Origin of the sequence: Sinorhizobium medicae, from assembly GCF_007827695.1 — a bacterium.
GTDB lineage: Bacteria > Pseudomonadota > Alphaproteobacteria > Rhizobiales > Rhizobiaceae > Sinorhizobium > Sinorhizobium medicae.
This window is the reverse complement of record NZ_VITA01000028.1, coordinates 36,319-50,136: the sequence shown is the minus strand read 5'-3', so window position 1 is coordinate 50,136 and position 13,818 is coordinate 36,319. Positions and strand designations below refer to the sequence as shown.

Genomic DNA, 13,818 nt, shown 5'->3' with positions numbered 1-13,818 from the left:
GAGGCGATCGCGGCAAGGTTTCTTGCCATGTCGACCTCATCTATCCTTACACCGCGTCCGTACCGGTCGGACCGTTTGAAGACACAGCGGGCGATGGCGACCTCAGCCTGCGGGTCGAGGCGCGGCGGATCGTCCGGCTGGCTGTCATTGGCGAGGTCGATGGCAGTGTAGCCGATCTTGTCGCGAACCGCCCGGATCTGCTCAAATGCGACATCGTCGACCTCGAGGAGCTGTGAAAGACGAAGCCGGTTCACACCGGGGCGTTCGGGGCGATTTTCGTCCGCGTCCGCCGCGTACATGAAATCGGGTCCGGGGCCACCGTCCATCGCAACGAGGGCAATACGCCGTTGGTTGATCGTGGCGATGCTCGCACGCGAGACTTCTTGCGCGTTGCGGCCGAGACCGGCATGGAGAAAGCCTCGTTTCTCCACCTCCTCCAGCGTCGAAAGCACACCTGAAGGTCCGAGGTCGAAGGCATGATTGTTCGAAAGGGACAGTGCCTGAAAGCCGATGGCGCCAAGTGCATCGAGAACGGCCGGGTCGCTGCACCCGAAGAACGAACCTTTGAGCGGCCACCCGCCGTGACGCCCAAGGATCGTTCCCTCGAAGTTGGTAAATGAGAGATCCGCCTGGCGAAGGAGGGACTGAACCTCACGGAAGGCAGGAGCAGGAATGTCGCGGATATCGTGCTTGATGAGCGATTGGCCGGTTACGGCCAATGTGAACCTGTCATTCATTGAGGTGACCTTCTGTGGCTATGCGTGCGCGTTTCGAAAATTTGGCTGTCTCAGCCTGGATCCTGTCGGTGAGGCGTGCCGCGCCGCTCAGCATGTGAACCGCTGGGGTCGGGCGTTGATGAGGGCGCGGGTGTAGGGATTGTCGGATCGCGAGAAGATGAACTCGGTGGGCCCGAAATCCTCGATCCGGCCGTCCTTGAAGATGAAGACGGAGCTGCACATCGCTTGAACGATCGCGAGGTCATGGGAGATGAAGACCATTGTCATCGCCCGCTCCGCGATCGTGTCCTTCAGGAGACCGACGATCTCGGCCTGAACCGAGACGTCGAGCGCGGACGTCGGCTCGTCCGCGACGATGATCTCAGGCCGTGCCAACAGGGCGCGAGCGATACAGACACGCTGCTTTTGGCCACCGGAGAGCTGATGCGGATGGCGGGCGAGCAGGCTTCGCGGCAGACCAAGCCGATCCATCATTGCGGCCAGGTCCGCCGGCTCTTTGCTGGAGCCGGTCCTCCCGCCGAAGCGGATGCTTTCATCGAGCGTCTCGCCGATGGTCATGCGGGGGTTGAGGGAGACGGATGGATCCTGGAAGATCATCTGGACGCGGCCGAGAAGACCGCTGCGGCGGCCACTTCGCGAAACGTTGAAGGCGTGTTCCCCGATCGTGATCCTGCCGGTCGGTGCCGTATCGAGGCCCGCGAGGATGCGGCCGAAGGTCGTCTTTCCACTGCCGCTCTCGCCGACGATCCCGGTGATCGACCCGCGCGGCAGCCGGATGCCGACGTCGCGCAGGCCGAATCTCGGCTTGCCCCGGCCGATGCCCCAGGCAAAACCCTGCGGCGCGAACTGTTTCGAAAGGCCTTCCGCGACCAGAAGCGGGTTCTGGTCGCCGTCTATGGCGGAAGAGCCTGCTTGGCCGCCATCATCTTCCGCCTTGACAGTGCGTGTCGGGATGCGAAGCCTTGGGACGGCGGCAAGCAGCTTCTTCGTATAGTCGTGGCGGGGCTGATCGAGAATGGTGGCTGTGCGGTCCGCTTCGACCACCTGGCCCTTTCGCATGACGAGAACCCGGTTGGTGATTTCGGAGATCACGCCCATGTCGTGGGTGACGAGGATGATCGAGACACCGGTTTCGTCGACAAGTATCTTTAGAAGTTCCAGAACCTGCTTCTGAACCGTCGCATCGAGCGCCGACGTCGGCTCGTCGGCGATGATGATGTCGGGAGAGCCGGCAAGCGCAATGGCGATGACGACGCGTTGCCTCTGCCCGCCGGAGAACTGGTGCGGGTAATTGCGGTATCGCCGCTCCGGTTCGGGAATGCCGACACGGGCAAGCAAATCAATCGCGCGAGCACGCGCCTCGCGCTTGGAAAGCGAGCTGTCGAGCGTAAGGCAGGTTTCTTCGACTTGGGCGCCGACGCTCATCAGCGGATCGAGCGAGGCGGTGTGGTCCTGGAAGATCGCCGATATCCGCCGTCCTCGAAGCGTCTGGCGCTCGTCGGCAGTCATGCCGTCGATCGCCTTGCCATTGAACTCGATTGTTCCGGAGGTTTGCTGGAACTCGGGCGAAAGCAGCCCGAGGATGGCATTGCCGACGGTCGATTTGCCGGCGCCGGACTCGCCGATGATGCCGAGGATCTCGCCTCGCCCGAGTTCGAAACTCACGTCGGACAGGATTGGTGTTGTGGCCGAGCCCGAGACATGGCGAAGGCCAAGGTTCTGCACCCGCAGCAGGGGTGCCGTCACGTGTTCCACTGTCATAGCGAATGGTTCCTTGGATCGAGGCTGCGGCGAACGTCTTCGCCGACGAGATTGATGCTGGCGATCAGGCCGAAGAGGGCGAGGCCCGGGAACAGGCTGATCCAGTATTGGCCGGTCAGGAGGTACTGGAACCCGTTTGCGACCGCTGAGCCGAGCGAGGGCTTGTCGATCGGGACGCCCAGCCCGAGAAAGGAGAGGGTCGCCTCGAGTGCGACGGCATGGCCGACCTCGATCGGTATCAAGGTGACGGCGGGCGCGATGCTGTTCGGAAGCAGGTGGCGGAAGATGATCCGGGACGTTGGCAGCCGCATCAAGCGGGCCGCATCCATGTAAGGCTTGTTCGCTTCGCTGAGTGCGACGCCGCGGGCGATCCGGGCATAGGTCGCCCATTGCGCGATGATCAACGCCAGGATGATACGGTCTATGCCCGGCCCGAGCGTGACGATGGCGATGAGCGCAATCAGGATCGTCGGCAGGCTGAGCTGAAGGTCGACCAGCCGCATAATCGCGATGTCGACCCATTTCCCGAAATACGCGGCACTGACGCCGGCGGTCAGCCCGATCAGCGCCGCGAGCGCGCTACTGACGATCGACACCACCAGGCTGATGCGTAGGCCGTAGAGAATGGTGCTGACGATGTCTCGGCCGAGACCGTCGGTTCCAAGCAGGTAGAGATAGCCGCCGCTGCCACGTGTACCGGGTGGCGAGGACGCCTCCCAGCCGTAGATCTGCAGCGGGTCATAGGGGTTTTGCGGCGCGATTAGGGGTGCAGCGATGGCAACCAGGATGTAGCTTGCCAGCAGCAGCTTGGACGCGGTCAGGACCGGTCCGTGTCGGCGCCTCTTAAGCGCGCTTACGATTTGGGCTTTCATGACGGGTCACCTTTCATGAAGACAGGCGCACGCGCGGGTCGAGCACGGCATAGAACAAGTCGACGAGGGCATTCAGCGCGACGAAGGCGACGGCAATGAAGGTCAGCGTCGCCATCACCACGGGCCGGTCGAGGAGCTGGATGGAGTCGATCAGAAGTTTGCCGACACCCGGCCACGAGAAGATCGTTTCCACGACCACGGCAAAAGCGAGCATGCCGCCAAATTGCAGGCCGATGATTGTGACGATCGGCACGCTGATGTTTGGAAGCGTGTGGCGAAGCAGGATCCTTCGGGAGGACAGCCCCTTGGCGCGGCAAAACCTTGTGAAATCCAGGTTCTCGACTTCGATTGTTCCCGATCGCGAAAGCCGCGCGATCAGAGCGATGTTCGGTATCGCCAGCGCCAGGGCAGGAAGGACCATGTGCCAGAGCCCGTTCCCGGTCAGAAAACTCCATTCCTGACCGAGGAAGCTTGCAGTCAAGCCGCGACCACCGGACGGGAACCAGCCGGTCAGGATAGCGCCGACGAGGATCAGCATCATCGCCAGCCAGAAGGAAGGGATGCTCAGCGCCGACACGCTCGCCTTGACCATGGTTCTGTCGAACAGCGTGCCGCTGCGTCGGCCGGCCAGGAGACCGAGTCCCGTCCCGAGCGGTGCGGCGATCAGCATCGCGATGGAGGCGAGCTCAAGCGTTGCCGGCAGTTTGCTCATCACCAACTCGAAGGCGGGCAGATGATAGATGTAGGAGGTGCCGAAGTTGCCGCTGACGACATTGCCGATGAATGCGAGGTATTGGCGCCAGATCGGCTGATCAAGACCGAGCGCGATTGTTGCGGCGTGAATATCCTCGGGCGTAGCTGTTTCGATGTTGACGACATTGAAAACCGGATTGCCGACGCTGTGGACGCCAATGAAGCCGATCAGCGACATGGCGATGAGGAGCAGGAAGGCTTGCGACAGCCTGCCGAGGACAACAGAAATCAGGGGCATGATCGCTTACTCCGTCGCGGCAAGTGTCTGCATCGCCGTGGTCCAGCCGCGGGGATGCATCGCATAGGAGGCAACGCGCGGGCCGTAGCCGACGATGTGATGGAAGTGGTAAAGCGGTATGATCGGCTGATCGGCCATCACGAACTCGGTCGCTTCGGCGAGCGCCCTGTTGCGCTCAGGGCCCTCCTGGATGCTTTCCGCCCTTGCGAGCATCGCGTCGAAAGCCTGGTTGCGATAATGCCCGAAGTTCAAGGCGCCGTTCCCGCTTTCAGGGTCCGGTGAGGCCAGCAGGGCGTGGAGGATGATGTCCACCGCTTCGCCGGAAGCGCCGCCGTACCAGACGGCATAGTCGCCGGCGGCACGCTTTGTATTGAAAACCGAAAACGGCGCCGCCGCCGGCTGCACCTTGACGCCGATGCGGGCCCAGCTTTGCGCAATCGCCTGAAGGCTCTCGCCATCGCCGGGATAGCGCCCGGCCGGTCCGGCGAGAAGGAGGTTGAACCCGTCCGGGAAACCAGCCTTGGCGAGAAGCGCCTTTGCTTCGTCATACTTCGGAGCCTCCGGCTGCAAGGTTTCCGAGGTACCCGGCAAGCCGACGGGAAAGACCTGTGCTGCGGCCGTGCCATAGCCCGAGAGGATCTTGTCGACCAGAATTCCGCGATCGGTGGCCATGGCGAGCGCACGACGGACCAAGGCGTCCTTGAACGGATTGGCGATCGGCTCGCCGGACTTGTCGGTCACGCCGGGAAGCCTGTCTCGCTCCACGTCGAACTGCAGGAAGTTGATCCGCGCCGCGCCGACGCTGGCTATCCTGGCGCCGCGCTGCTTCAAAGAGGCAACGTCGCGTGCGGGAATAGCATCCGCCAGGTCGACTTCGCCGGTGCTGAGTGCCGCCACGCGGGCAGCCGGGCTTTCGATGACCCGAAACGTTACCTGCGGCCAGCCAGGCCTGCCGCCCCAGTAATCGTCGTTCCTGGCGAGCTTCAGCACCTCGCCGGAACTCCAGCTTTCGAATGTATACGGCCCTGTGCCGACCGGAGGGTGGCCGGCCCTGCCGGCATTGAGCTCTTCGGTGGTCTGGAACCCCTGTGCCGGCCGGTTCATCACAAAGATCGACGAGAACGACAGCGGCAGATTGGGGATATTGCCATTGGTGTCGATGACGACGGTGAGGGGATCGGGTGCCGAGACCGATTCGATGCCGGTCACATAGGACCGGAAGCCGCCGCTCGGGGATTTGAGGAAATCCCGTATGCGCTCGATCGTGTAGACGACGTCGTCCGCCGTCAAGGGCGAGCCGTCATGGAAGCGGACATTCTCGCGAAGCTTGAACTGCCACTGCCTGTCCGATACCGCGCGCCAGGAGACGGCGAGACCGGGTTGCAGATCGAGACGGTCATCCTGGTAGACCAGACGCTCGTAGATATGGGAGAGCAGCGAGGTGTTTTCGTTGAGATTTGCGTAATGCGGATCGAGCGTCATCAGCTTGTACGATGTCGCGATCCGAAGCTCCTCCTGCGCATGAACCGGCCCTGGAAGACCGCTCCAGAAGGTGAGCGAGATCAGCAATGCGGCAAGCCGATGTGAACAAAACCTGCTTTGAATTTGCATTTTGAAGTTCCCTCTTTTTTGAGTTTTTGCCGCAGCCGGCATCGCCGCGGTGGGGCGCTCCCCATTTCGCGTTCAGCCGTCGGCCACAAAGATCCGGATTTCACTTTTGTAGAGTATACTCTGTAGATGAATACGCTACATGGCAGGACCACTCTGGTTATGAAAGTCCGAGAAACCGTTGCACGAAATCTGAGAATTGCCAGGAACGACCGCCAGCTGAGCCAGGAGGAACTGGGGCTGCGGGCGAATGTTCACCGCACCTACATCGGCATGCTGGAGCGTGAAGAATACAATCCCACGATCGAGATGCTGGAGAAGCTTGCGACCGCCCTCGATCTTAAAGTGGTGGATTTCTTCAAAACCGATGCGAACCAATGAACAATCCGGCACCGAACAACTCTGGCAATCGTCTCCACGCTGTCTTGCGCCATATCCTCAGCCATCTCGAGATGCTCCGCGCGTTTCGGGCACCGCCAGCCGGTGAAGCCCGCTTCGGTGAAACGACATCTCTGCATCTATCTTCAGCAGGTCGGCGATGACGGCGCGCAGTTGTGGCCACGGATACTCGTCGCTGGTGACGGATGGCTGCCATCTGCTGACGATGGCATGGAGCTTGGCGGTTGCGCCGGCGAGCGACTGTGCCGGCGTCTTCCACAAGGTGTCCGCCACGATGCTTTCTGCGGTCGCCGCACGTCCCTCCGCCTCCACGGCCTCGCTATATCCGATTTCCTTATCGGCGGCCTTCCAGGCTTCGGGTGCGGTGAGCCGCGAGCCGACCGTTGCAAAGAGCTTTGTCTCGAGCCGCTGTTGTTTCACGCATGATTGGACCAGACGCTCCCGTGCGACGCACCACTCACGCCAGACTTCCAATGCCGGATCGTCATCGCACGCGTCCGGCAGCGCGTCCAACAATCGGGAAGGCCCCGGATCTGAGGTTAAAGAAGCAGCGACAAAGGAATGGAAGTCTCCCCGGGTGACCGCGGGCAAAGTTCTGCTATTGTCGGAATCAGCCATGATCCGAGCTCCTGACAGCTTGGTTGTGGTTAGGCTGTGTTCGGTGCTCGTAACACCGAGCACAGCCGCTAACTGTCCCCCCGATATACAAGGCAACTTCAACATGCGCAACAAAAATCACCATGGCATGGTGATATGAAGGGAATTCAGTGTAAATTGGCGCGGGTCGCCCTGGGGTGGGGAGTCCTCGATCTCGCGAAGGCAGCGAGTGTCTCAACCCAGACCGTCACCCGTCTTGAGCGGGGCGACCCGCTGCGGCCGGCCACACTGGAAAGCATCAAACGCGTACTGGAAGACGCTGGCATTGAGTTTATTTCGGAGAATGGCGGTGGTGTTGGCGTTCGGTTCAAGAAGGCGATGTCGTGAGGCGGCTGAAGGCGGGCGCAATCAAGTCAAAAGGCATCCGATCCGTCAACTAACCGGCGATGTGATCTCCGTTAGGTCGCGGATCTTACCGCGTCTTACGACCTCGAGGAAGCTTTCGACGCCGGCGGCATCACTGCCGTCGACGAACTGCCGAAGTCCATCGACCCCCTAGGGCAGCCGCGTGATCTGGTGCTTCGGCGTGCATCCTGTTGCCGAGGCGACTTGCGCGAGGTGTATCGACGATGCCACGCAAATCGCCGATGACCAGAGTCCTGAGAGAAGAGGCTTTTCGTTTCTGACTATTTGCCCCAGGACCCGCGATCCCGGCGGAGATCGCGGGTCTCGCTGCGGTTCACGAAAGCGGCACCTAAGCCACCTTCTGTTGGAAACTGCTCAGGACTGTTAAGTGGGGCTGCAATCACAGGAATCGCCTACCCGAAGGCGTGACGCCGTTCACCTTGCTTTGGAAATCAGCCTGGCCATCGCCATTGACGTCGCCCGATATGATCCCGGAGCGGAAGTTGAGCTCACCAGGCATTACCGCCAATGTAAGTGAAGCTCTGGTTTCCGCTCCAGGTCGCGTCCGCATCGATCGTCGCAAGATCGATGACGTCGAATTCCGACCTATGAAAATCGGTGATCAGATCGCGCCGGCCACCTACGAGCTTTCCGATTAATACCGCGGCTGGACGATACGCGTTACCCGCATCCGAAAGGGCAACAGAAGGAGCAGCTGGCGTGCTCGCAGAGCTTCGGCGATCAGCGGTACCGCGCCAAGATAAACCGGAGCGCTAAACCCTTGGGGCCACTAGAGTTTCGGCATGATTGCCCGAAGTGCGAACGCGGTACCTTAACATCCAATCGACAGATACGAGAAAGCAATCCTGGGCTCTTTAATCGCTCGAGAGATCGGAAAAGCAGAGTTGAAAGTGATTGAGTATTTCTAAATTAAGTAGTATTGGTAACTTTCTCTTGTACAACGCAGAGTATCTTCGGGCCGGCGATTTCGGCCCTCAGATCCGTTGGCGCCCTTTCGATTTATCCGCTGTCCGCCAAGTGGCTAGAGGACTTCTTTATGATTCTAAAGGGAACCAATCTGGCCGACACGATCCGCGGTTTTCTCGCTGACGACGTCATCTGGGGCTACGAGGGCGACGATTACCTCTATGGCGATGCCGGCAATGACAGAATTTTCGGTGGATCCGGGAACGACTTCATCAATGCTGGTCTCGGTAACGATTATGCCGAAGGCGGCGATGGCAATGATCGTCTTGAAGGCGGCTTGGGCGACGACACCCTGGATGGCGGTTTAGGCAACGACACCTTCGATGGTGGCAACGGCAACGATATTGTGAAGGGCGGCGACGGTCATGATCAGATACTCGGCGGCCGAGGACACGACACGATCTATGGTGGCGCGGGCGAAGAATACATCGACGCAGGCGATGGCGACGACGTCATTTACGCCGGCTCGGGCAATGATGGTTTCAGTAACCGAATAAATCCCGCAACCGGGAAACTCACGCAGCAGGCGGTCGGTGGCGGCGCCGGCAATGATACGATCTATGGTGAAGAGGGCAATGATGCGTTGAAGGGCCAGGCGGGCAACGACAAGGTCTATGGCGGTATAGGGGACGACATCGTCGACGGCGGCAATGGGGATAACTTCCTTGACGGTGGCGATGGAAATGACGTGCTGGACTCCGAGGGTGGCATCGACGTCGCCTATGGTGGCGTCGGCAAGGATAAGATCGCAGTGGGCGCCGGAAACGATCTGGCATACGGGGATGACGGCGATGACATCCTGTCGGGCGAAGCAGGTGCCGACGTCCTCCACGGCGGCACCGGCAATGACTTGATTTATGGCGGCAATGGCAACGATATCGTGCGCGGTGACGTAGGGAAAGATACCCTCGTGGGTGAGGCGGGAAGCGACATACTTTGGGGCGGGGCTGATTCCGATCGCTTTGTCTTTAAAGGAACGCCCACGCTCAGTGGTCAGGATTCGGTTATGGATTTCCAGGACGGCTTCGACATCCTAGTTATCGAGAACCTAGGGGTGACTCGCTATTCCAGTTCCGGTGCCAACGGCACTGTCTTTGCTTATGACACCACGGGCGGCGACGTGCTTATCAAGGGCAACGACTCCGTCGGTCGCGTATTCTCCATCCTTGTGGACGACCCTATTGGCACCCTCAGTGCCGCGCAGTTTTCGAAGGCCGATTTCCTTTTCGCCTAACCTAACAGCCATCTTGTGTTGGGTGGAATTTGGAAAATCATAGCTGGGGTAGGCATATTAAGAATGCATGCAGGTGCCAGGACCAAGCGCAGGCGGTGCTAGGCGCGCAGAAGTTTATCTGTCGTTTCTTTCGTCAGGCTGCCAAAAACAAATCCGGCGATGCGTCTTCCCGAGTTTTGCAAATAGAACTCTGGATGGAGAGACAAGGACGAGACGCGTCGATCTTATTGCATAAGATCTGAACCGGACATCCACGGCGAGGTTTCGGCCAGGAACAAGAGGGAAGCGGCCGAACGCCGGCCGCGTCCTGTGACTTAGTTGACCTCCGTCACGGTAAGCTTGCCGTTGACGCGCTCGGCAGCGAACTCGACGTTCGCACCTTCCTTCAGCTTCTCCAGAATTGCGTCATCCTGGACGCGGAACACCATGGTCATGGCGGGCATCTCGAGGCTCTTCAATTCCTCGTGGATCAGCGTGACTTTCTTCGCCTTGACATCGACCTTCTTGAGGGTGGCCTTTGTGAACTCCTGTGCGAGCGCGCCGTAGGCTGTTCCGACGGCGAGCGCAGTGGCGAGCGTGAGCTTGATGAGGCATTTCATGATGGACTCCTTTCGATAATCACTTCTTGGCAACGGTGACGTCGCCGTGCATGCCCGCGTCGTAGTGACCCGGCACCAGGCAGGCGATCTTGAACGTGCCATCGTTCGTGAACTTCCAGACGATCTCGCCGGACTCTCCGGCGGCGAGACGGATGGCGTTCGGATCGTCGTGCTCCATCTCCGGGAACTTCTCCATCACCGCCTTGTGCTCCATGATCTTGTCCTCCTGGTCGAGCACGAACTCGTGATCGAGCCCACCGGCGTTCTTGATCGCGAAGCGGATGGTCTGGCCCTTGCTGACCTTGAAGGTCGGCGGCGTGAAGATCATCCGGCCGTCGTCCGTCTCCTTCATCGTGACCCGGATCGTCTGGGTGGCGTTGGCCTTCTTGCCGGGCTCGCCGACCGCCATGGCTTCGCCGTGTTCGCCGGCGTGATTGCCGCCGGCGAGCGCCGGGGTGGCGAGCGCCGCGACGAGAAGTCCGAAGATATGAGCTTTCATTGTGTGATCCTTAGGTTGGTTGAACATCGGCATGCTGGATCAGCCGTGGTTTCCATGTTTTGGCGTGATCTGGGTCTTGGCGTCCTTGGCTTTGGTCGCGTCGGGGAGTTCGCCCGTCCACTCCCACGCCTGCGTTCCGGGCGGGTTTTCGTACCAGCCGGGATCAGAGTAATCGCCCGCGGAAATGCCCTCGCGCACCTTGACGACCGAGAACATGCCGCCCATTTCGATCGGACCGTGCGGTCCCCATCCGGTCATCATCGGGATGGTGTTTTCGGGAATCTCCATTTCCATCTCGCCCATGTCGGCCATGCCTTTGGTGCCCATCGGCATGTATTCCGGGCGGAGCTTCCTGATCTTCTCTGCGACCTTCGATTTGTCGACGCCGATGAAGGTCGGAATGTCATGTCCCATGGCGTTCATCGTGTGGTGCGACTTGTGGCAGTGGATCGCCCAATCGCCCTCGTATCTGGCGTCGAACTCGTAGGCCCGCATCGCGCCGACCGGAATGTCGATGCTGACCTCCGGCCATCGCGCCTCCGGGCGGACCCAGCCGCCGTCGGTGCAGGTGACCTCGAAGTCGTAGCCGTGCATGTGGATCGGGTGGTTGGTCATGGTGAGGTTGCCGACCCGTACCCGCACGCGGTCGTTCTTGGAGACCACGAGCGGGCTGATGTCCGGGAATATCCGGCTGTTCCAGCACCACATGTTGAAGTCGGTCATTTCCATGACGCGCGGCACGTAGGAGCCGGGATCGATGTCGTAGGCGTTGAGCAGGAAGACGAAGTCCCGGTCGACGGGCATGAACTTCGGGTCCTTGGGATGGATCACGAAGAAACCCATCATCCCCATCGCCATCTGCACCATCTCGTCGGAATGCGGGTGGTACATGAAGGTGCCCGACTTCACGAGATCGAACTCGTAGACGAAGGTCTTGCCGACGGGGATGTGCGGCTGCGACAGCCCGCCGACGCCGTCCATGCCGGACGGCAGGATCATGCCGTGCCAATGGATCGTCGTGTGCTCCGGCAGCTTGTTGGTGACGAAGAAGCGGACCCGGTCGCCTTCGACGGCCTCGATCGTCGGACCCGGCGACTGTCCGTTATAGCCCCAGAGATAGGCGGTCATCCCGTCCGCCATCTCGCGCTCGACCGGCTCGGCGACCAGATGGAATTCCTTGACGCCGTTGTTCATCCGGTAGGGCAGGGTCCAGCCGTTGAGCGTGACTACCGGGTTGTAGTCGGGGCCGGAGGTGGGCTTTAGCGGCGGCTGGGTCTCCGCCGTCTCCATCACGGCGGCTTCCGGCAGCCCCATATTGGACGTCTTCGCCCAGGCGGCGGTCGATACCAGGGCGGCGCTCGCGCCGAGTAGTTGTCTTCTGTTGAACATGGCCTTTTCCTTTCTCAGTGGCCGCCACCACCGCTCTCGGCGGCTGCCGCGGCTTCGGTTTCGACGGCGGCGGCACCCGCGCCGCCGCCGTAGACGGCGGGGGCGAGATTGGCTTCAGCCAGCCAGAAGTCGCGCTTGGCGTTGACGGCAAGCAGGTTCGCATTGACCTTCTCGCGGCTGTCGGCGAGCAGCTCGAAGGTGTTGGTGATCATCGCGTTGTATGTGAGGAGGGATTCCTCCTCGATCCTGGTGCGCAGCGGCACGACGCTGTTGCGGTAGTGCCGGGCAATGTCGTAGTTGGCGCGGTAGGCCTGATAGGCCGAGCGCGCTTCCGAGCGGACGTTGACGGCCTTCTCCGCGAGGAGGTTCGCCGCCCGCATATAGGCAAGTTCCGCCTTGCGCATGCGGGCTCTGCCGCTGTCGAAGATCGGAATGACGAATTCGAGTTCGGCCTGTCCGGTCGTTTCGCTCCTGATGTCGCCGTCCTCGAGTTCCCGCTCGGTCTCGAATCCCGTGAGGAGTTCGAGGTCCGTGACGTAGCGGGTCGCTTCCGTCAGCTTGTAGGATCTCGCGGTCGCTTCGAGGTCGAGCTTCGCCATCTGCAGATCGACGCGGCGCTGCAATGCTTCCGCCTCGATCGGGTCGCGCTTCATTATTCCCTTCGGCAACGGCGGCAGGCGGTTCGGAACCTGATAGTCGATACCCGAACCCCAGAGGCCCATCAGCCGCGTCAGCTCTTCCTTGGCGAGCCTTGCCTCCAGCTTCGCCTTTGCCGTTTGCCCCGCCAGTTCGGCAGAGAAAACATGCTCGCGGGCCTGCCCCTCTTTCGTGAGTGCGCCGCTCTTGCCAAGCTCCTGGGCAAGCTCGGACGCTGCGTCGGCTGCGGCCTGCGCCTGGTTGAGCTGGGCCACCGTTTCCCAGGCGGCAACCGCATTGATCCAGGCGCGCCGCGTGTCGGCGGCGAGCTGCAGGGTGCGCAGTGCCGCGTTCAACTGTGCCTGCCTGAAACGGGTGTCGGCGATTGCAATGTCCCGTTCTCGCGTGGCGAGCGCCAGGATGTTGTTGGCGATCATGCCTTCGACCGACTTGAATGCTTCGAGGCCCGGCGTGCCGATCCCGGTCAGGCCGACCGAGACCGTCGGATTGACGAGCATCGTCGATTGCCAGGCATCGGCAGCGGAATCCCCCAAGTCGGCGTAGGCGGCTTGCAGCCCCCTGTTGTTGAGGAGTGCCACCTGAACCGCCGTCTCGACATCGATCGCTTTCTTAGCCATCAGCGTCTTCACGCGGTCGGATACGACACGTGCGTGCTGCTGGTTCTGTATCCAGACCGTCTGCTTTCCTACGGCCTGGGCCGTCTTGGCTTCGACCGCGGAGAACCCGGCGTTCTTCGCTGCATATTCGCTCGCGGACACGCAGCCGCCGAGCACAAGTGGCAGGGCGAGGGCCGCAGCCCGTTTGACAGTGGCTCTCATCATGACGCGTCTCCTTCCGGAGTTTGCGCGTCGTTCCGGTTGCGCCACGGCTGGGGATCGACCGGAACGCGGTGGGTGTATCCCGAAACCGGGCTCGTATATCTGGGAGGGCGGACCTGAGCCAGGGAGGCGGCAAGGTCGCCCGACGCAATGACATCGGGAGGCAATGTGGCGGCGCATCCGCTCGTAAGAAGCGGCAGGGCGGCCACGAAAAACAGATGTTTCATGGATTTGTCCGAATAGGAGATTGCGGCAGCGTTCGAGA

Annotated in this window: 14 protein-coding genes and 1 pseudogene; 3 read left to right on the top strand and 12 right to left on the bottom strand. The window is 61.1% G+C overall.

The features are described from left to right. From FB009_RS29550 to FB009_RS29530, 5 genes are all read right to left on the bottom strand, one after another. The coding region (locus FB009_RS29550; protein ID WP_186447691.1) for a CapA family protein at positions 1-737 on the bottom strand (737 nt) is incomplete at its 3' end. Positions 738-824: 87 nt separating this feature from the next. Then, positions 825-2,498 carry a dipeptide ABC transporter ATP-binding protein gene (locus tag FB009_RS29545; RefSeq protein ID WP_101804589.1) on the bottom strand — a complete coding sequence of 558 codons (1,674 nt, stop codon included), beginning with the start codon at positions 2,496-2,498 and terminating at the stop codon, positions 825-827. Continuing rightward, positions 2,495-3,370 carry an ABC transporter permease gene (locus FB009_RS29540; protein ID WP_028053660.1) on the bottom strand — a complete coding sequence of 292 codons (876 nt, stop codon included), beginning with the start codon at positions 3,368-3,370 and terminating at the stop codon, positions 2,495-2,497. Before FB009_RS29540 ends, FB009_RS29545 begins: the two co-directional genes overlap by 4 nt. Positions 3,371-3,383: 13 nt before the next feature. Then, the gene (locus FB009_RS29535) at positions 3,384-4,361 is read right to left on the bottom strand and encodes an ABC transporter permease (RefSeq protein ID WP_028053659.1); all 978 of its coding nucleotides are present in this window, start codon (positions 4,359-4,361) and stop codon (positions 3,384-3,386) included. Between the two features lie 6 nt (positions 4,362-4,367). Beyond that, positions 4,368-5,972 (bottom strand): ABC transporter substrate-binding protein, encoded by a 1,605-nt coding sequence (locus FB009_RS29530; RefSeq protein ID WP_145162652.1) that lies wholly within the window; start codon positions 5,970-5,972, stop codon positions 4,368-4,370. Positions 5,973-6,131: 159 nt separating this feature from the next. Between FB009_RS29530 and FB009_RS29525 the strand changes: the two genes are divergently transcribed. Beyond that, the gene (locus FB009_RS29525; protein WP_024325565.1) at positions 6,132-6,350 is read left to right on the top strand and encodes a helix-turn-helix transcriptional regulator; all 219 of its coding nucleotides are present in this window, start codon (positions 6,132-6,134) and stop codon (positions 6,348-6,350) included. A 57-nt stretch (positions 6,351-6,407) separates the two neighbouring features. Here the strand turns inward: FB009_RS29525 and FB009_RS29520 are convergent, their stop codons facing one another. Beyond that, positions 6,408-6,986 carry a hypothetical protein gene (locus FB009_RS29520; RefSeq protein WP_127581645.1) on the bottom strand — a complete coding sequence of 193 codons (579 nt, stop codon included), beginning with the start codon at positions 6,984-6,986 and terminating at the stop codon, positions 6,408-6,410. Between the two features lie 135 nt (positions 6,987-7,121). On the opposite strand from FB009_RS29520, the gene FB009_RS29515 reads away from it, so the two are divergent. After that, positions 7,122-7,352 (top strand): helix-turn-helix domain-containing protein, encoded by a 231-nt coding sequence (locus FB009_RS29515; RefSeq protein ID WP_101792801.1) that lies wholly within the window; start codon positions 7,122-7,124, stop codon positions 7,350-7,352. Between the two features lie 418 nt (positions 7,353-7,770). On the opposite strand, the pseudogene FB009_RS29510 reads toward FB009_RS29515, so the two are convergent. After that, positions 7,771-8,014, bottom strand: a pseudogene (locus FB009_RS29510) (calcium-binding protein); the annotation flags it as partial. Between the two features lie 413 nt (positions 8,015-8,427). Here FB009_RS29510 and FB009_RS29505 point away from each other — a divergent pair. Further along, positions 8,428-9,591, top strand: coding sequence for a calcium-binding protein (locus tag FB009_RS29505; protein WP_101804832.1), 1,164 nt, complete (start codon positions 8,428-8,430; stop codon positions 9,589-9,591). Positions 9,592-9,905: 314 nt separating this feature from the next. On the opposite strand, the gene FB009_RS29500 is transcribed toward FB009_RS29505, so the two are convergent. The 5 genes from FB009_RS29500 to FB009_RS29480 are packed head-to-tail and all read right to left on the bottom strand — an operon-like array spanning position 9,906 to position 13,780. After that, on the bottom strand, positions 9,906-10,190 hold the full coding sequence (locus tag FB009_RS29500; RefSeq protein ID WP_101804829.1) for a copper-binding protein: 285 nt from the start codon (positions 10,188-10,190) through the stop codon (positions 9,906-9,908). Positions 10,191-10,209: 19 nt separating this feature from the next. Then, positions 10,210-10,689 carry a cupredoxin domain-containing protein gene (locus tag FB009_RS29495; RefSeq protein WP_102045300.1) on the bottom strand — a complete coding sequence of 160 codons (480 nt, stop codon included), beginning with the start codon at positions 10,687-10,689 and terminating at the stop codon, positions 10,210-10,212. A 39-nt stretch (positions 10,690-10,728) separates the two neighbouring features. Beyond that, the gene (locus FB009_RS29490) at positions 10,729-12,078 is read right to left on the bottom strand and encodes a multicopper oxidase family protein (RefSeq protein WP_101804828.1); all 1,350 of its coding nucleotides are present in this window, start codon (positions 12,076-12,078) and stop codon (positions 10,729-10,731) included. 14 nt (positions 12,079-12,092) lie between these two features. Beyond that, complete coding sequence (locus FB009_RS29485) at positions 12,093-13,556, bottom strand: TolC family protein (RefSeq protein WP_127581642.1); 1,464 nt, start codon at positions 13,554-13,556, stop codon at positions 12,093-12,095. After that, positions 13,553-13,780, bottom strand: a complete 228-nt coding sequence (locus FB009_RS29480) for a hypothetical protein (RefSeq protein WP_101804830.1) — start codon at positions 13,778-13,780, stop codon at positions 13,553-13,555. Before FB009_RS29480 ends, FB009_RS29485 begins: the two co-directional genes overlap by 4 nt. Positions 13,781-13,818: the final 38 nt, after the last annotated feature.